This window comes from Streptomyces cinnamoneus (assembly GCF_002939475.1).
In the GTDB taxonomy this organism is placed as follows: Bacteria; Actinomycetota; Actinomycetes; order Streptomycetales; family Streptomycetaceae; genus Streptomyces; species Streptomyces cinnamoneus_A.
Map to the genome: position 1 here is coordinate 1,856,582 of NZ_PKFQ01000001.1, position 20,044 is coordinate 1,876,625.

Sequence of the window (20,044 nt, forward strand, 5' to 3'; positions counted from 1 at the left end):
GTGCCGGGGGGCGACCGCACGTCCGAACCGACGGAAAGAGGGTGGAACGTGGACCGCTGCGTCGTCCTGGTGGACGCCGGCTATCTGCTGGGCGCCGCCGCGAGCCTGCTGGCGGGGGAACCCGCCCGGTCCCGCATCACGGTCGATCACTCGACCCTCATCCAGGGCCTGCGGGAGAGGGCCGAGTCCGAGACCCAGCGCCCCCTGCTGCGCATCTACTGGTTCGACGGCGCCCCCGACCGCGTGCCCCAGCCCGAGCACCGCAGGCTGCGCGTGATGCCCCGCGTCACCGTCAGGCTGGGTGCCCTCACCCGCAGTGACGGTCGGTGGGCGCAGAAGGGCGTCGACGCGGCCATGCACACCGAGCTGACCGAACTGGCCCGCAACCGCGCCTGCTCGGACATCGTGCTCGTCACCGGTGACGGCGACCTGCTCCCGGGCCTGATGTCGGCCAAGGAGCACGGCGTCGCCGTCCACCTGTGGGCGGTCCAGGCGGCCGACGGCGACTACAACCAGTCCGAGGACCTCGTCGCCGAGGCGGACGAGCGCCGGGTGCTGGACCGCACCTGGATCACCCGGGCCGTCCGGGCCAAGGACCTCGCCGGCGCCTGCGCCCCCCAGCCCGCCGACCGCCCCGAGATCGCCGCGATCCTCTCCGCGCCCCTCCCCGAGACGGCCGCCGCCGCTGCCGCCGCCGCGAACCGCCAGCCGGAGCCCGCCACCACCGAGCGCAACGGCACCCGCCCCGCGGCCGTCGCCGCCCTCACCACCGCCGAGCGCGGCGCGGACGGCCCCGCCACCCGGGGTGTGCCCACCCCCAAGGACCTGGCCGGCCTCGGCAGGGGCCCCGCCCAGCAGAGCGCCGGCACCGCGCAGACCGTCCAGCCCGCCACGCCCAACGCCACCCTGCGCTGGTCCTCCGACAAGGGGTGGGTCGAGCGCGGCGCGGGCAACGGCCTCGGAGAGCCTCCCGAAACGGCCTGTCTGCCCATGCTGGCCCAGCTCACCAGCGCCGAGCAGCGCTGGGCCGACCGCGAGGAGGACATCACCACCGTCGGCGGCGACCCCTTCGAGGTGGGCCAGGTCTTCGCCCGCCGCTGGGCCGAGCGCCTCACGGACTCCGTCCACCTCCAGCACCTCTCCACCGAATACCCCCGCATCCCGCACCGCATCGACGGCGAGCTGCTGCGCTACGCCGCCCGCTTCGGCCTCCTCGCCCACAAGGACGACCAGATCGACGAGCACGACCGCTACGCGATCCGGGCCGGCTTCTGGCGGGAGATCGACGCCCGCACGGCCGCGGAGCACACGCAGGCGGGCGACTGACGTGCCGCCGGGCGGACCGCCGGCCGGGCCGGCCCGCGCGCGCCCCGTCCGTCCCCGGCCGTCCACAGGCCCCCGCGGCGAGCGGCAGGCCCCCGGGCGCGTACCCTCATAGCTCGTGAGAACGGGCGCGAAACAGGCGGAGCGAACCGCGGGCGAGGTGGTGTGCGCCGTGCGCGGCCTCGTCAAGACCTACCCCGCCGCCCGCGGCCGGCGCGGCGGCGGCGCTGCCGACGTCCGGGCCAGCGACGGCATCGACCTCGACGTCCGGGGCGGCGAGATCTTCGGCCTGCTCGGCCCCAACGGGGCCGGCAAGACCACGCTCGTCCGTCAGCTCACCGGACTGCTGCGGCCCGACGAGGGCAGCGTCGACCTGCTCGGCCACGACCTGGTCCGCCACCCCGAGCGCGCGGCCCGGCTCGTCGGCTACCTGGGCCAGGAGTCGACCGCGCTGGACGAGCTGACCGTGGCGCTGGCCGCCGAGACCACCGGCCGGCTGCGCGGCCTGAGCCTCGCCGCCGCCCGCGCCGAGCGCGACGACGTCCTCGACGAGCTCGGCCTCGGCCCCCTGGCCGGCCGCCCGCTGAAGAAGCTCTCCGGCGGCCAGCGCCGCCTCGCCTGCTTCGCCGCGGCGCTGGTGGGCGAGCGCCCGCTGCTGGTCCTCGACGAGCCGACCACCGGCATGGACCCCGCGGCCCGCCGCGCCGTGTGGGCCGCCGTCGACCGGCGGCGCGCCGAGAAGGGCACCACGGTCCTGCTCGTCACCCACAACGTCATCGAGGCCGAGACCGTCCTCGACCGCGTCGCGGTCCTCGAACGCGGGCGGATCATCGCCTGCGACACCCCCGCCGGGCTCAAGGAGCTCGTCGGGGACGAGGTGCGCGTCGACCTCGTCTGGCGGGCCGAGCCCCCGCTGGACGTGCCCGAGGTGGCCGCGCTGCGGGGCGCGGCCCGGGAGACCGGCCGCCGCTGGTCGCTGCGGCTCGCGCCGGCCGAGGCCCGTGCCGCCGTCGCCGCCGTCACCGGCGGCCCGGCCTTCGCCGCGCTCGACGACTTCACCCTCGCCACCCCGAGCCTGGAGGACGTCTACCTGGCGCTCGGCGGCGGTCTCGCGCAGGGGCTGGTGAAGGGATGAGGACGATCACCCTCCGGTCCGGAGTGAACAGGAGCTGTGCCGCGTGAGTGCCGTGTCCGCAGAGGCGGTGTCCGCAGTCGCCGCAGCAGAGGGCGCAGACCGGACGAGGCCCCCTCGCCGAGGTGCGCCGCTGGCGCCGGCCGCGCGGCTGCTGCCCGCACTGTCGGCCGTCTACCGCGCCCAGCTCTCCCGCGCCCGGGTGGCGCGGATCCCGCTGCTGTTCGTGGCGACCTTCCAGTCCGTCGGCATCATGATCCTCATGCGGGGCGTCGTGGACGGCGGCGACGAGGCGCGGGCGGTCGTGGCCGGCTCCAGCGTGCTCGTCGTGGCGTTCGTCGCGCTGAACCTGCTCGCCCAGTACTTCGGCCAGCTGCGGGCCGGCGGCGGCCTCGACCACTACGCGACGCTGCCCGTGCCGCCCGCCGCCGTCGTGCTGGGAGCGGCCGGGGCGTACGCCTCCTTCACCGTGCCCGGCACCGCCGTGACGGCCGTGGTGGGCAGCGTGCTGTTCCAGCTGCCGATGGGGCACCTGTGGGTGCTCGCGGCGGTGATCCCGCTGTCCGGCGCGGCGCTGGCCGGCCTGGGCGCGGCCCTGGGCCTGCTCGCCCCGCGGCAGGAACTGGCGACGCTGTGCGGTCAGTTGGGCATGTCGGCGGCGCTGCTGCTGGGGGTGCTGCCGGCCGCGCACATGCCGGCGCCCATCGCCTACGCGCGCGACCTGCTGCCCTCGACCTACGGCGTGGAGGCGCTGGCGCGCAGCTTCGACGCGCGCCCCGACTGGCTGCTGGTCCTCGCCGACCTGGGGGTCTGCGCGGCTGTCGGCGTGGTGTCGCTGGCCGTGGCGACCTGGGCCTACCGCCGGGCGGCCGTGCGGTGACGCGCCGCAGTGACCGTCCTGCCTCCGGGCCGGACGGCGCGGCCTGGCACGATGGCGGGGTGACCGCACCGCTGACCCCGCAGGGCAACTCCTCCTCCGAACCTGAACCCGAACCGGACCCCGGCCCGGGCCCCGGGCCCGGCCTGCCGATCCCGGACGGGAAGGCCGGGGCGCCGAAGGAGAAGGCCGACGCCCCCGACGAGCAGGCCGAGGCCCCGGACGAGCGGGCCGAGCTGCGCACCGAGATGCGGCAGGCAGCCGTCGTCCTGGCGGTGACCACGGTGTGCGGAGTGCTGCTGGGCCTGCTGTGGCTGTGGCTGGCGCCGCGCGTGCCGCTGATCTCCGACGGCAAGGCGGTCTACCTCAAGAACAGCGAGGGCGAGCAGGCCATCGGCGCGGACGGCTGGTTCACGCTGCTGGCCCTGGCGTTCGGCGCGGTGAGCGCCGCCGTGGTGTTCCTCCTCCACCGCCGGGGCGGCATCCCCCTGGTCGTCGGCCTGGCGGTCGGCTCCCTGCTGGGCTCGCTGGTGGGCTGGCGGCTGGGCGTCTGGCTGGGGCCCGGCTCCGACGTGGCCGCGCACGCCAGGGCCGTGGGGGCGGGCGTGGTCTTCGAGGCGCCGCTCAAGCTGGCCGCCAAGGGCGCCCTGCTGGCCTGGCCGATGGCGGCGATGGCCGTGCACCTGGGCCTGACGGCCCTGTTCGGGCCGCGTGACCCGGAACCCGGGCCGGTGGTGCCCCACTGGCCCGAGTCCGCGTGAGGACCCGGGGGTGTTCCCCTTGGGCCCCCGGCCGCCGGCCCGCGTGCCTACGCCGGGCGGCGGCCGTGGTTGGCGCGGCCCTTCTTCAGCCGCCAGCGGCGCTTGCGGGTGCGCTTCGACATGGGCGTCCCTCCCTGGTGCGGGACGCACGCACGGCGGCCCGCCCCTCGGTCGTAGCGGAGGTACGGGCCGCCGTCCAGAGTGCGCGGCTCAGCCGCGGGCGATCGGCGCGACGACGGCGCCCGTCAGCCGGGCCAGGTCGTCGGGCGCGAGTTCGACCTCCAGGCCCCTCCGGCCGGCCGAGACGCAGATGGTGGGGTGCGAGCGCGCCGACGCGTCGAGCGCCGTCGGCAGCCGCCTGCGCTGGCCCAGCGGGGAGATCCCGCCGCGTACGTAGCCTGTGGTGCGCTCGGCCGCGGCGGGGTCGGCCATGGCGGCCCGCTTGCCGCCGACCGCCGCCGCCAGCGCCTTGAGGTCCAGCGACCCGGAGACCGGCACGACGGCCACGGTCAGCTCGCCGTCCACCTCGGCCACGAGCGTCTTGAAGACCTTCCCCGGCTCCACCCCCAGCGCCTCGGCGGCCTCCTCGCCGTAGGAGGCGGCGGCCGGGTCGTGCTCGTAGGCGTGGACGGAGAAGGCGGTGCCCGCCTTCTCCAGGGCGACGATCGCGGGCGTGGGGCCGGACGTCTGCTGCTTCCTGCTCTTCTTGGCCACTGGTTCGGTGTCCTCGCCTCAGTTGGGGCTGGTCGGCCGCCGGGTCAGGTCGACGGCCGGCAGCGACGGGAGCTGGCGTATGACCGCCGTCTCGGCGCGCAGTATCCGCAGTTCGTCGGCCAGCCGGGACGCGGTGTCGGGGGCCTGGAGCAGCCGCTGCTTGGCGGGGGTGTCCAGCACCGCGGCCGCCGCCACCAGGTACGACAGCACCTGCGGTTCGCCCGGCAGCTCCGACTGCCCGGCCAGCGACGCCTCGCCGGCCCCGGCCAGGCGCTTCTGGTACGCCCGGAAGGCCCGGACGACGCCGGAGGCGAGCGCGCCGGCCTCGTCGCCCTGCCGCTCCTCGACGTGCTCGACCTCGCCGACGAGGTAGGGGCCGGAGGCGTCGACGGACCGCAGCCTGAAGCGGGTGGTGCCCGTGGCGAGCACCTCGAACGTGCCGTTCGGGCGCTCGCGGATCGAGGCGGCGTCGGCGACGCAGCCCACGCCGTGGAACGCCTTCGCCGGGTCGGTGCCGAAGCCGGCGGCGGGGCCCGGCTCGGGGCGGGTCTCGTCGGGCAGGCCCGGGGCGCTGGGCGCGACCTCGTGGCCGTCGCGGATGGCGACGACTCCGAAGCGGCGCGGCGCGTCCTCGGGCAGCCGTGACAGGTCGCGCATCATCGCGCGGTACCGCTGCTCGAAGACGTTCAGCGGGAGTACGAGGCCCGGGAACAGCACCGAGTTCAGCGGGAAGAGGGGAAGGCGCGCGGTGGTCACGGCGGGTAAGCCTAACGGCCCCGCCGCCGGCGGCGCCGGGAGTTCACTGGCGGCGCAGCAGCCGGGAGGCGCCCGCGGCGACCGTGGTGGCGAGGATCCAGCCGAGCAGGGTGAGGGCGGCGACCACCCACTGGGTGCCCCCCGTCGGCCGCCAGGCGGTGCCCTGACCCAGGTCGATGACGGGCAGCAGCAGGTCCAGGGTGTACAGCTCGGGGTTCCACACCGGGCCCTCGCCCTCCTTCAGCGGCGGCACCGGCCGCCAGGAGAAGTAGACGGTCCCCAGGGCCCACAGCACCGCCATCCACACCGCCGCCCGCCCGGGCCGGTAGCCGTAGGCCACGGTCCAGTCCTGGAGGTACCCCCAGGCCTTGCCCGCCAGCGGCAGCGTCTCGCGCCGCCGGCGCTGCTTGGCCAGCAGCACCGCCCGGGCGTCCGCGTCCTCGCCGCTGGCGCGCAGGGCGCCGGCCAGGCGTTCGTAGGGCTCCGGGGCGTACTCGGGGGTGGCGGCCGCGACCCACTGCAGGCGCAGGGCGAGCGGGAAGTGGCCCAGGGGTATCAGGTTCTCGTAGCCGAACCCGGCCATCACCAGGCCGCCGGGCGCGGGCCAGCTGTCGTACCGGTCGACCAGGTTGGCCACCTTGGTCCCCGACAGCACCACGCGTCCGCCCTCGGGCCGCTCGCCGAGGAAACGCAGTTCGGGCGTCTGCACCCGGCGCAGCGACAGCTCCTGGTCGGCCTCCATCTCGAACCGGGCCTGGCTGAGGTCGACCGCGTCGCCGAACCGTCCGTCGTCCAGCCGCGCCCCGCCCAGGCACTCGAAGCGCTGCACCCGCGTGCCGTGGGCGGGGGTCGTGGTGCCGATGCCGTAGGGGGGCGTGACCCCGCCGCCCGGCCGGGATCCGCTGATGCCGGCGGCCGTGAGGTAGAGGGTGCGCTCGACGGTCAGCTGGGGGGCGTTGAGGGCGCGTCTGCCGTAGGGGTTGCTGAGGACGGAGCCGCGCAGGCTGAGGGAGGCCCCGACCGTCGCGCCGCGCAGGCTCAGCTCACCGTGGGAGCGCATCATCTCGGCCTGGACGTCCTGCCCGACGGTCATCCCGTCGGCGGCTATGGACAGCCCGCGCCGGTCCCGGCGCACCAGCAGCTGGTTGAGCAGCAGGTCCGTGCCGATGTGGGCGTCGGTCAGCCGGATGCCGTGCGAGACGACGCACCGGGGCAGGTGCAGGTCGCCCTCGGTGCGGATGCGGGCGGCCTCCAGGCGGGGCAGGGCGCAGCCGACCAGGCGCAGGGTGGTGAAGTGGCTCTCGGGCAGCAGCAGCTGCTGGTCGAAGCGGCAGTTGTGGAACTCGACGTAGGGGACGACGGTGCCGCCGGAGAGGTCGAGGGTGCCGGTGATCCGTACCCCGTTGAGCTTCAGGGCGCAGACCCGGCCCGGGTTGGCGGGCGGGCCGCTCAGGAGCAGCCGCGCGACGATGTCCGCGCGCACGCTGCGCTCGGGGCCCCAGGTGTGGGGGCCGCCCGGGTCGTTCTGCTCGGGGTAGGGGGTGCGCAGGTCGTGGGTGCCGCCGTTGCGGAACGCCTGCCACATGCCCCATTCGGCCGTGGTGAGGTCGAGCCCCGAGGGCGGCTCGCCGCGCGGTTCGCTCACGCTCTCCCCTCCCGCCACCCTCGTCCGCCGCCGTTACGGCTTGCTGGGCCCTTTCCCACCCGTGACCGGCCGGATACCGGCGGTGAGGTCACGATTGTCGGTCCTCCGTCAGGCAAAGATCAACAGTTTGGCGGTGTATCACTGAGTGGTACGGGCGGCCGTGGGACGGGGCGGGTCTGAGACAATTGGCCGTGTGATCTCCCGAATCGATCTGCGCGGCGACGCCACCCTCGACGGTGGCATCGACCGCGACCTGCTGCCCCGTGCCGAGCTCGACGTCGAGGCCGCCCTGGAGAAGGTGCGGCCCATCTGCGACGACGTGCATCATCGCGGCACCGCGGCCCTGATCGACTACGCGGAGCGGTTCGACGGCGTGCGCATCGAGCGGGTGCGGGTGCCCGCCGAGGCCATCGCGCGTGCCCTGGAGGAGCTGGACCCGGCCGTCCGGGCCGCCCTGGAGGAGTCCATCCGGCGCGCCCGCCTCGTCCACCGCGCACAGCGCCGCACCGACAAGACCGTCACCGTCGTGCCCGGCGGCACGGTCACCGAACGCTGGGTGCCCGTCGACCGGGTGGGGCTGTACGTCCCGGGCGGCCGGGCCGTCTACCCCTCGTCCGTCGTGATGAACGTGGTGCCCGCGCAGGAGGCCGGCGTCCCCTCGCTGGCCGTCTCCTCGCCGCCGCAGAAGGAGTTCGGCGGCCTGCCGCACCCCACGATCCTCGCCGCCTGCGCCCTGCTGGGCGTCGAGGAGGTCTACGCCGCGGGCGGCGCCCAGGCCGTGGCCATGTTCGCCTACGGCACCGACGAGTGCCGGCCGGTCCGGCTGGTCACCGGCCCGGGCAACATCTGGGTCGCCGCCGCCAAGCGGCTGCTCAAGGGCCGCATCGGCATCGACGCCGAGGCCGGTCCCACCGAGATCGCCATCCTCGCGGACGCCACCGCCGACCCGGTGCACGTCGCGGCCGACATGATCAGCCAGGCCGAGCACGACCCGCTGGCCGCGGCCGTCCTCGTCACCGACTCGCCCGAGCTCGCCGACGCGACCGAGGCCGAGCTCAAGGCCCAGGTCGCGCTCGCCAAGCACGCCGAGGAGCGGATCACCCCGGCCCTGGCGGGCCGGCAGTCCGCGATCGTGCTCGTCGACGACATCGACGCCGGGCTCAAGGTCGTCGACGCCTACGGCGCCGAGCACCTGGAGATCCAGACCGCCGGCGCCGAGGCCGTCGCCGCCCGGGTGCGCAACGCCGGCGCGGTCTTCGTCGGCCCGTACGCGCCCGTCTCGCTCGGCGACTACTGCGCCGGCTCCAACCACGTCCTGCCCACCGGCGGCTGCGCCTGCCACTCCTCCGGCCTGTCCGTGCAGTCGTTCCTGCGCGGCATCCACGTCGTGCACTACACCCGCGACGCGCTCGCCGAGGTCACCCACCACGTGGTCAACCTCGCCGAGGCCGAGGACCTGCCGGCGCACGGGGCCGCCCTCAAGGCCCGGTTCGGATGGAAGGTTCCGCAAGGCAAGTGACCGGCACCGGTACCCCCTCCCCCTGGGACGAACTCCCCGTCCGGGACGAACTGCGCGGCAAGTCCCCGTACGGCGCCCCCCAGCTGGACGTGCCCGTCCGGCTGAACACCAACGAGAACCCCTACCCCCTGCCCGAGCCCCTCGTCGCGCGCATCGCCGAGCGCGTCGCCGAGGCGGCCCGGCACCTCAACCGCTACCCCGACCGGGACGCCGTCGAGCTGCGCACCGAGCTGGCCGCGTACCTCACCCGCACCACGGGGTACGAGGTCACCGCGGCCCGGGTGTGGGCGGCCAACGGCTCCAACGAGGTCCTCCAGCAGCTGCTCCAGACCTTCGGCGGTCCCGGCCGCACGGCCGTCGGCTTCGAGCCGTCCTACTCGATGCACGCCCTGATCTCCCGCGGCACCGGCACGGGCTGGATCTCCGGCCCGCGCCACGACGACTTCACCATCGACGTCGAGGCCGCCGAGCGCGTCATCGCCGAGCGACGGCCCGACGTCGTCTTCGTCTGCTCGCCGAACAACCCCACCGGCACGGCCGTCGAGGCCGAGACCGTCCTGCGGCTGTACGAGGCCGCGCAGGCGGCGAAGCCGTCGATGGTGGTGGTCGACGAGGCGTACGGCGAGTTCAGCCACCGCCCCTCGCTGCTGCCGCTCCTGGAGGGCCGCCCGCACCTCGTCGTCTCGCGCACCATGTCCAAGGCGTTCGGCGCGGCCGGGCTGCGCCTCGGCTACCTCGCCGCGCACCCCGCCGTGGTCGACGCCGTGCAGCTCGTCCGCCTGCCGTACCACCTGTCGGCCGTCACCCAGGCCACGGCCCTCGCGGCGCTGGAACACACCGACACGCTGCTCGGCTACGTCGAACAGCTCAAGACCGAACGCGACCGCATCGTCACCGAGCTGCGCGCCATGGGCTGCGAGGTGACCGACTCCGACGCCAACTTCGTCCAGTTCGGGCGCTTCGACGACAGCCACACCGCATGGCAGGCCATCCTCGACCACGGTGTGCTGGTACGGGACAACGGCGTACCGGGGTGGCTGCGGGTGACCGCGGGCACCCCGGAGGAGAACGACGCGTTCCTGGACGCAGTACGCGCCATTCGCAAGGAGAGCAACTCATGAGCCGCGTTGGGCGCGTCGAGCGCACCACCAAGGAGACCTCGGTCCTGGTCGAGATAGACCTCGACGGCACCGGACAGGTCGACGTGTCGACCGGGGTCGGCTTCTTCGACCACATGCTCGACCAGCTCGGCCGCCACGGCCTCTTCGACCTCACGGTCAAGACCGACGGCGACCTGCACATCGACACCCACCACACCATCGAGGACACCGCCCTGGCGCTCGGCGCCGCCTTCCGGCAGGCCCTGGGCGACAAGGTGGGCATCTACCGCTTCGGCAACTGCACGGTCCCGCTGGACGAGTCCCTCGCCCAGGTCACCGTCGACCTCTCCGGCCGCCCCTACCTCGTGCACAGCGAGCCCGAGAACATGGCGCCGATGATCGGCGCCTACGACACCACGATGACCCGGCACATCCTGGAGTCCTTCGTGGCCCAGGCGCAGATCGCCCTGCACGTCCACGTCCCGTACGGGCGCAACGCCCACCACATCGTGGAGTGCCAGTTCAAGGCCCTGGCCCGGGCGCTGCGCTACGCCTGTGAGCGCGACACGCGTGCGGAGGGCATCATTCCGTCTACGAAGGGTGCCCTGTGAACGGCCTCTCGACCGTACTGATCGTCGTGGGGCTGTTCCTCGTCGGCGGCATCATCTCGTTCCTCAAGCAGGGCATGCCCAAGGGCGTGGTCGTGCTGCTGGGCTTCGGCGCCGTGATGTGCCTGAGCGCCGGGATACTGCGCATCGAAGGGTTGTGGTCATGACCGCCGCCGCGAAGAAGGTCGTGGTCCTCGACTACGGCTTCGGCAACGTCCGCTCCGCCGAGCGGGCCCTGGCCCACGTCGGCGCGGACGTGGAGATCACCCACGACTTCGAGGCGGCCATGGCGGCCGACGGCCTCCTGGTCCCCGGCGTGGGTGCCTTCGCCGCCTGCATGGAGGGCCTGCGGGCCGTGCGCGGCGACTGGATCGTGGGGCGCCGGCTGGCCGGCGGCCGCCCGGTCATGGGCATCTGCGTCGGCATGCAGATCCTCTTCGGGCGCGGCATCGAGCACGGCGTCGAGACCGAGGGCCTCGACGAGTGGCCCGGCACCGTCGAGCCGCTCAAGGCCCCGGTCGTACCCCACATGGGCTGGAACACCGTCACCCCCGCCGAGGACTCGCAGCTCTTCGCGGGGCTCGACGCCGGCACCCGCTACTACTTCGTGCACTCCTACGCGGTGCGCGAGTGGAGCCTGGAAGTGACCAACCCCCACATCCGCGCGCCCAAGGTCACCTGGGCCGAGCACGGCGAGCCGTTCGTGGCCGCCGTGGAGAACGGACCGCTGTGGGCCACCCAGTTCCACCCCGAGAAGTCCGGCGACGCCGGCGCCCAGCTGCTGACCAACTGGATCGAGACCCTGTGATGACCAACGCGTCCAAGCTCGAACTCCTCCCGGCCGTCGACGTCCGCGACGGGCAGGCCGTCCGGCTCGTCCACGGCGAGTCCGGTTCGGAGACCTCCTACGGCGACCCGCTCGACGCCGCCCGGGCGTGGCAGCGGGCCGGCGCCGAGTGGCTGCACCTGGTGGACCTCGACGCGGCGTTCGGCACCGGCGACAACCGGGAGCGGATCGCCGAGGTCGTCCGCGCGATGGACATCAAGGTCGAGCTCTCGGGCGGCATCCGCGACGACGCCTCGCTCGCCGCGGCCCTCGCCACCGGCTGCACCCGCGTCAACCTCGGCACCGCCGCCCTGGAGACCCCCGAGTGGGTCGCCCGGGTCATCGCCGAGCACGGCGACAAGATCGCCGTCGGCCTGGACGTCCGCGGCACGACGCTGCGGGGCCGCGGCTGGACCCGCGACGGCGGCGACCTCTACGAGACCCTCGCCCGCCTCGACTCCGAGGGCTGCGCCCGCTACGTCGTCACCGACATCGCCAAGGACGGCACCCTCCAGGGCCCCAACCTGGAGCTGCTGAAGAACGTGTGCGCGGTCACCGACCGGCCCGTCGTGGCCTCCGGCGGGGTCTCCTCCCTTGACGATCTGCGTGCGATCGCCACCCTGGTACCGGAGGGTGTCGAAGGCGCCATCGTCGGAAAGGCCCTCTACGCCAAGGCGTTCACCTTGGAAGAGGCCCTGGAGGCAGTGTCCGTATGAGCGAAACCCCGGCCCCCCGGCGCGTGCAGACAGACAATCCCTGGGAAGCGTCGATCGGCTTCGCGCGCGCCGTGGCGGCCGGGGACCGGGTGCACGTCGCCGGGACGACGCCGCTGGTGAACGGCGTCCTCCAGGGCGAGGGCGACCCGTACGAGCAGGCCCTGGCGGCCTTCGGCAACGCGCTCGCCGCGCTGAAGGAGTTCGGCCTGGGCCCCGAGTCGGTCGTGCGCACCCGGATGTACCTCACCCACGCGCGGGACGTGGACGCGGTCGGCCGCGCCCACAAGGAGCTCTTCGACGGCGTCCGGCCCGCCGCGACCATGGTCGTGGTGTCCGGCTTCGTCGACTCGCGCGTCCTGGTCGAAGTAGAAGTAGAAGCTTTCAGAGGAGCATCGGCGTGACCCTCGCCGTCCGAGTCATCCCCTGCCTGGACGTGGACAACGGCCGCGTCGTCAAGGGGGTCAACTTCCAGAACCTGCGCGACGCGGGCGACCCCGTCGAGATGGCCCGCGTCTACGGGCAGGAGGGCGCCGACGAGCTGACCTTCCTCGACATCACCGCCTCCTCTGGCAACCGGGAGACCACCTACGACGTGGTGCGCCGCACCGCCGAGCAGGTCTTCATCCCGCTGACCGTGGGCGGCGGGGTCCGCACCGCGGAGGACGTCGACAAGCTGCTGCGGGCCGGCGCCGACAAGGTGGGCGTCAACACGGCGGCCATCGAGCGGCCGGAGCTGATCCGCGAGATCGCGGAGCGGTTCGGCCGGCAGGTGCTGGTCCTGTCGGTCGACGCCCGCCGCACCGCCTCGGGATCGTTCGAGGTGACCACGCACGGCGGCCGGCGCGGCACCGGCGTCGACGCCGTGGAGTGGGCGCACCGCGCGGCGGAGCTGGGCGCGGGAGAGATCCTGCTGAACTCCATGGACGCCGACGGCACCAAGGACGGCTACGACACGGAGATGATCGCGGCCGTGCGCCGGCACGTCACGGTCCCCGTCATCGCCAGCGGCGGCGCCGGCAAGCTCGCCGACTTCGCCCCGGCGGTGGACGCGGGCGCGGACGCGGTCCTGGCCGCGTCGGTCTTCCACTTCGGCGACCTGCGCATCGCGGAGGTCAAGGGCGCGCTGCGGGACGCGGGCCACCCCGTGCGGTAGGGGCGCCCGCCCACGACGCCCGGTCGCCGGGCGGGCCGGCGGCCCGCCCGGCCGGGCGCCTCGTCCCCTATCCCCGGCCGACGTCCTCCAGGAAGCCCAGCGCCACCCGCCAGGCGGCCTCCGCCGCCTCCTCGTCGTAGTCCGGCAGGCCGGGATCCGTGAAGAGGTGCCCCGCGCCGTGGTACCGGTGCACCTCCACGTCCGCTCCCGCACGCCCCATCCGCAGGTACCACGCGTTGAGCCAGTCGTGCGGCTCGAAGGGGTCCGGGTCCGCCACGTGCAGCTGGACCGGCAGCTCGTCCACCGCCGCGTCCTCCGCCAGGTCGGACGTGCCGTGCAGGAGCAGCAGTCCCCGCGCCTTGGCGTCCGCCAGCGCCAGGTTCTGCGCGATCGACCCGCCGAGCGAGAAGCCGGCGTAGACCAGCCCCCGGTCGGAGAGCGGGGCCACCGCCGTCACGGCCCGCCGCAGCAGCTCCTCGCGGCCGATCTCGTCCTTGATGGCCATGCCGTCCTCGACGGACTCGGCGGTGCGGCCCTCGTAGAGGTCGGGCGCGTGGACCTCGTGGCCCGCGGCGCGCAGTCGCTCGGCCGCGGCGAGGACCGCCGGCCGCAGCCCGTAGGCCGAATGAAAAAGGACAATCGTGGTAGGGGACGCCACTGAAGACACTTCCTTACAGCTGGATCGCGTGCCCCCATCGTGCCAGTTACGTTCGGAAGGGGCGCGCGCCGGCAGGAGGCCGGAAGGAGCTGGTGCCATGGAGGACGTGCTGCGGCCCCTCGCGGTCGTCGGCGGGGCGCTCCTCGTCACGCTGCTGGTCGGCTGGCTGGCCGACCGCATCGTGCGCGGGATCGCCGAGCGGCGCCCCGACGACCCGCTGTGGGGCTTGTTGCGCCGGTGCAGAATGCCGCTGCGGCTGGTGCTGTGCGCGGCCCTGCTGCGCGGGGGGTACAGCTCGGCGGAGCTGGGCGAGAAGCACGAGGCCGTCATCGGTCAGGGGCTCACGCTGGTGCTGATCGGGGCGTGCGCGTGGCTCGCGGTGCGGCTGGCCACCGCGGTGGTGGAGGCGGGGTACGCCCGCTACGCCGCCGGGGCCCGCGATCCGGCCCGCATGCGCCGGGTGCGGACGCAGGTCACGCTGATCCGCCGGGTCGTCACGGCGGCCGTCGCGGTGGTCGCGGTGGCGGCCATGCTGCTGACCTTCCCCGCCATGCGGACCGTGGGGACCTCGCTGCTGGCCTCCGCCGGCCTGATCGGCATCGTGGCCGGTGTGGCCGCCCAGTCGACCCTGGGCAACCTCTTCGCGGGCCTCCAGATCGCCTTCGGCGACATGGTGCGCATCGGAGACACGGTCGTGGTCGGGGGCGAGTGGGGCACCGTCGAGGAGATCACCCTGACCTATCTGGTGGTGGCCACCTGGGACGAGCGGCGCATCACCATGCCGGTGTCGTACTTCACCAGCCGTCCGTTCGAGAACTGGTCCCGCGGCAACGCCCGGATGACCGGCACGGTCTTCTTCCACCTCGACCACGCCGCCCCCGTCGACCTGCTGCGCGAGCGGCTCCACCAGGTGCTCAAGGCGACCCTGGAGTGGGACGGCCGCGCCTGGAGCCTGGTGGTCACCGACACCACGCCCTCCACGATCCAGGTGCGGGCCCTGATGACCGCCCAGAACTCCGACGACATATGGGCCCTGCGCTGCGTGGTCCGCGAGGAACTGGTGTCCTGGCTGCGCCGGGAGCACCCGTACGCCCTCCCCCGGTTCAACACCGCGCCCGCGCCGGGCCTGGAGGAGGCCCCCGACCGGCGGCAGACACCGCCGACCTCCGAGGACGTCGCCCCGGGCCCGGGGACGGCATGAGGGCCCCCGGGGAAGCCGTGCTCAGAGCCCGCGCAGGGTGCGTTCGTCCAGGTGGCGCAGCACGCTGTCCACCACCTCCGGGTCCATTCCCGGCTCGCTGCGCGCCGCCATCACCTCGTGCCGCGCCGCCGACAGCAGCTCCCCCTGCAGCCGGTGGAGCGCGCGCAGCCGCTCCACGCGCTGCGCGTGGGCGTCGCGGCGCTCCTCGTCGACCATGTCGGGGCTGATCCGGGCGCCCATGTCGTAGGCGCGGCGGCCCAGGGACTCCATCATGTCCTCGGACAGGTCCTCGTCCTCCACGAGCTCCAGCAGCCGGTGCCGGGCGGCCTTCGCCGCCCGGGTGGCCAGCTGCCGCTCCAGCTCCCGGCTCGCGTCGATGTCCTTGCGCACCCCCACGGCCTTGACCAGCCACGGCAGGGTCAGACCCTGGACGACGAGGGTGGCGATGATGACCGCGAAGGCGACGAAGAGGATCTCGTCGCGGGCCGGGAAGGGCGACTTGTCGTCCTTGGTGAGGGGGATCGCGAGGGCGAGCGCCACGGTGGCCACGCCCCGCATCCCCGACCACCACGTCACCACCGTCTCGCGCCAGCTCAGCAGGACGTCCTCGTCGACGTCCCGGCGCTTGTGCAGCTTCTTGGTCACCCAGGCGGCGGGCAGCAGCCACAGCAGCCGTACGCCCACCACGACGGCGACGACGGTGCCGCCGACGCCCAGCATCTCGCCCCAGCGGCCGGAGGCCGTGCTGACGGCGTTGTGGAGCTCCAGGCCGACGAGCCCGAAGGCGGCGCCGGTGACGAGGGTGTCGACGACCTCCCAGAAGGTGTGCCCGGCCAGCCGGCCCAGGACGTCGTCGGGGTCGTGGGCGTACTCGGCGAGGAACAGCGCGGTGGTCAGCACGGCGAGCACGCCGGAGCCCTTGAGCTCCTCGGCGAGGACGTAGGCGACGAACGGCACCAGCAGGGTGAGCCCGATCTGGAGCGTGGCGTCGCCGAGGACGTCCATCAGCCGTTTGGCGGCCCAGCCGAGCGCGAGGCCGACCGCGACGGCCACCACGGCGGAGAGCACCAGCTCTCCGACGGCCCGCGACAGCGAGAAGCTGCCGCTGACGGCGGCCGCGATGGCCACGTGGTAGAGCACGATCGCGGTGACGTCGTTGAAGAGCCCCTCGCCCTCCAGGATGGAGACCAGGCGCCGCGGCAGTCCGAGGGAGCCCGCGACGGCGGTGGCGGCGACCGGGTCGGGCGGGGCCACGAGCGCGCCGAGCGCCACGGCGGCGGCCAGCGAGATGCCGGGCATGATCGCGTTGGCAACGGCGGCGACGGCCGCGGTGGTGACGAAGACCAGCGCGACCGCGAGCAGCAGGATCGGCCGCACGTTGGCCGCGAACTGCCGCCAGGAGGTGCGCTGCGCGGTGGCGTAGAGCAGCGGCGGCAGGGCCAGCGGGAGGATGAACTCCGGCGGGACGGCCACGTTGGGCACGAACGGCAGCAGGGCGAGGACGATCCCGCCGATCGTCATCAGGACCGGGGAGGGCACCCCCAGCCGGTCCCCCAGCGGCACCGTGACGAGCGCCCCGAGCAGCAGGACGAACAGCAGGGCGAGCTGGTCCACGGACGCCCTCCGGGCGGGTCGGTGCGGTCGGCCAGGCCTACAGCCTGCCTCACCCGCCTCCGGCCCGCCCCACGGGGGACGGTGCTACGAGCTCTCGGCGCGCACCGTGTCCAGGGCGTGCTGGAGGTCGTCGGGGTAGGCGCTCTCGAACTCCACCCAGCGGCCGTCGCCCGGGTGCTCGAAGCCGAGCCGCACGGCGTGCAGCCACTGGCGGGTGAGTCCCAGGCGCTTGGCGATGGTGGGGTCGGCGCCGTAGGTGAGGTCGCCGACGCACGGGTGGCGGTGGGCGGCCATGTGCACGCGGATCTGGTGGGTGCGGCCCGTCTCCAGCTTGATGTCCAGGAGGCTGGCGGCCCGGAACGCCTCGATGAGGTCGTAGTGGGTGACGGACGGCTTGCCCTCGGCGGTGACGGCCCACTTGTAGTCGTGGTTGGGGTGGCGGCCGATGGGGGCGTCGATGGTGCCGCTCATCGGGTCCGGGTGGCCCTGGACCAGGGAGTGGTAGCGCTTGTCGACCGTGCGCTCGCGGAACTGCTGCTTGAGCAGGGTGTAGGCGCGCTCGGACTTGGCGACGACCATCAGGCCGGAGGTGCCGACGTCCAGGCGGTGCACGATGCCCTGGCGCTCGGCGGCGCCGGAGGTGGAGATGCGGTAGCCGGCGGCGGCCAGTCCGCCGATGACGGTGGGGCCCGTCCAGCCGGGGCTGGGGTGCGCGGCCACGCCGACCGGCTTGACGATCACGACGATGTCGTCGTCGTCGTGGACGATCTCCATGCCCTCGACCGGCTCGGCGACGATCTGCACCGGCGCGGGCGGCGCGGGCAGCTCGACCTCCAGCCAGGCGCCACCGGTGACCCGGTCGGACTTCCCGGCCTCGGCCCCGTCGAGCTGGACCTTGCCCGCGGCCGCCAGCTCGGCCGCCTTGGTGCGGGAGAAACCGAACATACGGGCGATGGCGGCGTCGACGCGCTCGCCTTCGAGGCCATCGGGGACGGGAAGGGCGCGGATCTCGGGAATGGTGCTCACCAGTCGAGTATGACGGACGGGCGGGGGACGCCCGTCCCCGGTTCAGTCCTTGTGGATCGTCCCGTCCGGGTCCAGGCCCCGGAAGGAGAGGACGACGATCAGGAAGCCGCCGCAGACGATCGCGGAGTCGGCGAGGTTGAAGACCGCGAAGTGCGGGGTGGCGATGAAGTCCACCACACCGCCCTCGAAGCCGCCGGGCGACCGGAAGAGCCGGTCGGTGAGGTTGCCGAAGGCGCCGCCCAGCAGCAGGCCCAGCGCGATCGCCCACGGCAGGCTGTAGAGCTTGCGGGCGATGCGGGCGATCGCCACGATCACGGCGGCGGCGATGACCGTGAAGACGATCGTCATCGCCTCGCCGATGCCGAAGGCCGCGCCGCGGTTGCGGATCACGTCGAGCTGGAGCCAGGTGCCGAACACCTCGACGGGGTCGTGGTGCTCCAGGTGGGCGACCACGAGCAGCTTGCTGCCCAGGTCCAGGAGATAGGCGAACGCGGCCACCGCGAGCAGCACCGCGATGCGCCGCCGGCGCCGGGGGTCGCCCTTCCCGCCTGCCGTATCCGTCACCCCGCCGGGCTCGGTGGGCTCGGTGGGCCGTCCGGCCTGATCCGCCTCTGTCACGTGAGTCCCTGGTTATTCGTCCCTGCTGACTGAGGACGAGGGTACGGCACGCGGTGGGGGGCGGGTCAGCGACGTTCCTGCCGCTGCTTGCACTCCACACACAGGGTGGCGCGGGGAAACGCCTGCATACGGGCCTTGCCGATCGGTTTGCCGCAGTTCTCGCAGAGGCCGTACGTACCGGCGTCCAGCCGCTCCAGCGCCCGCTCGGTCTGCATCAGCATCTCGCGGGCGTTCGCGGCGAGGGCCAGTTCGTGCTCCCGGGTGATGTTCTTGGTCCCGGTGTCCGCCTGGTCGTCCCCGGCGCCGTCGCCCGAGTCCCGCATCAGCCCGCTGATCGCCGCGTCGGAGGCGGCGATCTCGGCCCGCAGCCGCGCGGCGTCGGTCTGGAGCTCGCTGCGCGCCCCGGCCACCTCCGCGGGCGACCAGGGCTCCTCCCCCGGCCGCACGGCCAGCACCGCACCGGTGCGGGCTCCCGGCACCTTCTTGGCGGCCTGGGCCTCGTCCGTGCTCTTCTTAGCAGCCACCGTCCTGGCTCCCGTCTCTTTAGCGGGCACCGCCGTCCCGGCCGGTGCGCTTGCGGCCGATGCGGCCCGGTCATCTGATGCGGCACCGGCCCGGCGGGCCGGCTTGCGGGGTGGTGCTGTTCCGTCCGGCCCGGCCTTCGGCGCTGTTCCTCGTGCGGGGGCGGCCTTCGCCGCCGCCTTCCCGGTGCCGGCCGCCGCACCGGTCGCGTCCTCCCCCTGCCGGGCGGCCCGGGCCACCGTGGCAGTCTTCCCCGCCGCGGCGGCCTTGTCTGCCGCAGTGGCTTTCTTGGCCGGGGCGGACTTCTTGACCGGGGCGGTTTTCCGGCCCGGGGCGCCCTTGCCGGCGGAGGCGGACTTCTTGGCGGCGGCCTTGGCGGGGGCGGCGGTGGCCGTCCTGGCAGCGGTGCCGGTCTTCTTCGCGGGTGCGGGCTCGGCGGCCTTCGCCGCCTTCTTGGCCGGCGTGGCCTTGCCGCCGGCGGCGGTCTTGGTGGTCGTCGCCTTCTTCGCCGGCGCGGCCTTGCCGCCCGGAGCGGCCTTCTTCGCCGCTGTCGTCTTTTTGGCCGCGGCGGCCTTGGCGGCGGCTGCGGCCTTCTTCACCGGTGCCGCCTTGCCGCCGGCGGCGGTCTTGGCGGTCGTCGCCTTCTTCGCGGGGGTGGCCTTCCCGGCGGCTCCGCCGGTCGGCACGGACTTCTTCGTCGCCGCCTTCTTCCCGCCCGCCGCGGACTTCGCGGCCGCGGGGGCCGTGGACTTCTTCGCCGGCGCCGTCTTCCCACCGGCACCGGCCTTGGCCGGCCGCGCGGACCCCACGGCGGACCTGGCCGGCACGGCCTTTGTCGCCGACTTCTCCGCCATGGCCGCGATCCCTTCACATTTTATGATCTTGCGCGCGAATCGTGCGGGAACGATAAATCGGCGCAGGGCACGCGGCAACGGGGCTCGCCGGTCTCATCCGTTGTGCCCCGCCTCCGGCCCCTTAATCGGTCGGCCGGCGCGCCTCGCGCCCCGTACACTGGGCGCAGCGAAAGGCGTGGATGGGACCAGTAGCGCCGCACGCAGCCATCAGCGATCCGGGGACGGTGCGAGCCCGGGGGTGTGCGCGGGGTGAAGATCAGCCCGGAGCCGCCGGAGGAACCCCCCGCCCCGGGGTCAGTAGAACCGGCGTCGCGACCCTAATGAGGGGGCCGGAGGCGTGACGCGCCTGCGGCCAAGGAGGGTGGTACCGCGGGAGCAGCACACGCTCTCGTCCCTCCGACGGACAGCGCACAACCGTCCC

22 protein-coding genes are annotated in these 20,044 nt (G+C 74.1%); 13 read left to right on the forward strand and 9 right to left on the reverse strand.

The features are described from left to right. The first annotated feature begins 48 nt into the window (after window positions 1–48). From CYQ11_RS07635 to CYQ11_RS07650, 4 genes are all read left to right on the forward strand, one after another. Complete coding sequence (locus CYQ11_RS07635; protein WP_099197373.1) at window positions 49–1,326, forward strand: NYN domain-containing protein; 1,278 nt, start codon at window positions 49–51, stop codon at window positions 1,324–1,326. Between the two features lie 160 nt (window positions 1,327–1,486). After that, entirely contained in the window at window positions 1,487–2,458 is a 972-nt protein-coding gene (locus CYQ11_RS07640; RefSeq protein ID WP_099197470.1) for an ABC transporter ATP-binding protein, read from the forward strand. Between the two features lie 43 nt (window positions 2,459–2,501). After that, a complete protein-coding gene (locus tag CYQ11_RS07645) occupies window positions 2,502–3,335 on the forward strand; it encodes an ABC transporter permease (protein WP_398779478.1) in 834 nt (277 codons plus the stop codon). A 59-nt stretch (window positions 3,336–3,394) separates the two neighbouring features. After that, window positions 3,395–4,093, forward strand: coding sequence for a hypothetical protein (locus CYQ11_RS07650; protein ID WP_240003076.1), 699 nt, complete (start codon window positions 3,395–3,397; stop codon window positions 4,091–4,093). Window positions 4,094–4,140: 47 nt separating this feature from the next. Here the strand turns inward: CYQ11_RS07650 and CYQ11_RS30965 are convergent, their stop codons facing one another. The 4 genes from CYQ11_RS30965 to CYQ11_RS07665 all read right to left on the reverse strand — a co-directional run bounded on the left by CYQ11_RS30965 (window position 4,141) and on the right by CYQ11_RS07665 (window position 7,208). Next, a complete protein-coding gene (locus CYQ11_RS30965) occupies window positions 4,141–4,215 on the reverse strand; it encodes a 50S ribosomal protein bL37 (RefSeq protein ID WP_466319588.1) in 75 nt (24 codons plus the stop codon). Window positions 4,216–4,303: 88 nt separating this feature from the next. Then, a complete protein-coding gene (gene ybaK / locus CYQ11_RS07655; RefSeq protein ID WP_099197376.1) occupies window positions 4,304–4,807 on the reverse strand; it encodes a Cys-tRNA(Pro) deacylase in 504 nt (167 codons plus the stop codon). A gap of 18 nt (window positions 4,808–4,825) precedes the next feature. After that, a complete protein-coding gene (locus CYQ11_RS07660) occupies window positions 4,826–5,563 on the reverse strand; it encodes an LON peptidase substrate-binding domain-containing protein (RefSeq protein ID WP_099197377.1) in 738 nt (245 codons plus the stop codon). Window positions 5,564–5,606: 43 nt separating this feature from the next. Further along, window positions 5,607–7,208 carry an oxidoreductase gene (locus tag CYQ11_RS07665; protein ID WP_099197378.1) on the reverse strand — a complete coding sequence of 534 codons (1,602 nt, stop codon included), beginning with the start codon at window positions 7,206–7,208 and terminating at the stop codon, window positions 5,607–5,609. A gap of 193 nt (window positions 7,209–7,401) precedes the next feature. On the opposite strand from CYQ11_RS07665, the gene hisD reads away from it, so the two are divergent. The 8 genes from hisD to hisF are packed head-to-tail and all read left to right on the forward strand — an operon-like array spanning window position 7,402 to window position 13,130. Further along, the gene (gene hisD, locus CYQ11_RS07670) at window positions 7,402–8,727 is read left to right on the forward strand and encodes a histidinol dehydrogenase (protein WP_099197379.1); all 1,326 of its coding nucleotides are present in this window, start codon (window positions 7,402–7,404) and stop codon (window positions 8,725–8,727) included. Continuing rightward, entirely contained in the window at window positions 8,724–9,848 is a 1,125-nt protein-coding gene (locus CYQ11_RS07675) for a histidinol-phosphate transaminase (protein WP_240003077.1), read from the forward strand. Before hisD ends, CYQ11_RS07675 begins: the two co-directional genes overlap by 4 nt. Then, complete coding sequence (gene hisB, locus CYQ11_RS07680) at window positions 9,845–10,438, forward strand: imidazoleglycerol-phosphate dehydratase HisB (RefSeq protein ID WP_099197381.1); 594 nt, start codon at window positions 9,845–9,847, stop codon at window positions 10,436–10,438. Before CYQ11_RS07675 ends, hisB begins: the two co-directional genes overlap by 4 nt. Continuing rightward, complete coding sequence (locus tag CYQ11_RS29455; RefSeq protein ID WP_181143606.1) at window positions 10,435–10,602, forward strand: CG2302 family histidine operon protein; 168 nt, start codon at window positions 10,435–10,437, stop codon at window positions 10,600–10,602. The genes hisB and CYQ11_RS29455 overlap by 4 nt, the downstream gene beginning before the upstream one ends. After that, a complete protein-coding gene (gene hisH / locus CYQ11_RS07685) occupies window positions 10,599–11,243 on the forward strand; it encodes an imidazole glycerol phosphate synthase subunit HisH (RefSeq protein ID WP_099197471.1) in 645 nt (214 codons plus the stop codon). The genes CYQ11_RS29455 and hisH overlap by 4 nt, the downstream gene beginning before the upstream one ends. Further along, window positions 11,243–11,977 carry a bifunctional 1-(5-phosphoribosyl)-5-((5-phosphoribosylamino)methylideneamino)imidazole-4-carboxamide isomerase/phosphoribosylanthranilate isomerase PriA gene (gene priA / locus CYQ11_RS07690; protein ID WP_099197382.1) on the forward strand — a complete coding sequence of 245 codons (735 nt, stop codon included), beginning with the start codon at window positions 11,243–11,245 and terminating at the stop codon, window positions 11,975–11,977. Before hisH ends, priA begins: the two co-directional genes overlap by 1 nt. Beyond that, a complete protein-coding gene (locus CYQ11_RS07695) occupies window positions 11,974–12,378 on the forward strand; it encodes a RidA family protein (protein ID WP_099197383.1) in 405 nt (134 codons plus the stop codon). The genes priA and CYQ11_RS07695 overlap by 4 nt, the downstream gene beginning before the upstream one ends. Next, window positions 12,375–13,130 carry an imidazole glycerol phosphate synthase subunit HisF gene (gene hisF / locus CYQ11_RS07700; protein ID WP_099197384.1) on the forward strand — a complete coding sequence of 252 codons (756 nt, stop codon included), beginning with the start codon at window positions 12,375–12,377 and terminating at the stop codon, window positions 13,128–13,130. The genes CYQ11_RS07695 and hisF overlap by 4 nt, the downstream gene beginning before the upstream one ends. A 67-nt stretch (window positions 13,131–13,197) precedes the next feature. Here hisF and CYQ11_RS07705 read toward each other — a convergent pair whose 3' ends face one another. Then, on the reverse strand, window positions 13,198–13,788 hold the full coding sequence (locus CYQ11_RS07705) for a dienelactone hydrolase family protein (RefSeq protein ID WP_240003078.1): 591 nt from the start codon (window positions 13,786–13,788) through the stop codon (window positions 13,198–13,200). Window positions 13,789–13,885: 97 nt separating this feature from the next. On the opposite strand from CYQ11_RS07705, the gene CYQ11_RS07710 reads away from it, so the two are divergent. Further along, window positions 13,886–14,989, forward strand: a complete 1,104-nt coding sequence (locus CYQ11_RS07710) for a mechanosensitive ion channel family protein (RefSeq protein ID WP_099197386.1) — start codon at window positions 13,886–13,888, stop codon at window positions 14,987–14,989. Between the two features lie 21 nt (window positions 14,990–15,010). On the opposite strand, the gene CYQ11_RS07715 is transcribed toward CYQ11_RS07710, so the two are convergent. From CYQ11_RS07715 to CYQ11_RS07730, 4 genes are all read right to left on the reverse strand, one after another. Continuing rightward, window positions 15,011–16,603 carry a Na+/H+ antiporter gene (locus tag CYQ11_RS07715; RefSeq protein WP_099197387.1) on the reverse strand — a complete coding sequence of 531 codons (1,593 nt, stop codon included), beginning with the start codon at window positions 16,601–16,603 and terminating at the stop codon, window positions 15,011–15,013. 84 nt (window positions 16,604–16,687) lie between these two features. Continuing rightward, window positions 16,688–17,629: an RluA family pseudouridine synthase gene (locus CYQ11_RS07720; RefSeq protein ID WP_099197388.1), complete on the reverse strand. Its 942-nt coding sequence runs from the start codon at window positions 17,627–17,629 to the stop codon at window positions 16,688–16,690. A gap of 42 nt (window positions 17,630–17,671) precedes the next feature. Further along, window positions 17,672–18,193: a signal peptidase II gene (gene lspA, locus CYQ11_RS07725; protein ID WP_240003086.1), complete on the reverse strand. Its 522-nt coding sequence runs from the start codon at window positions 18,191–18,193 to the stop codon at window positions 17,672–17,674. Between the two features lie 119 nt (window positions 18,194–18,312). Then, on the reverse strand, window positions 18,313–19,623 hold the full coding sequence (locus tag CYQ11_RS07730; protein ID WP_099197390.1) for a TraR/DksA family transcriptional regulator: 1,311 nt from the start codon (window positions 19,621–19,623) through the stop codon (window positions 18,313–18,315). Window positions 19,624–20,044: the final 421 nt, after the last annotated feature.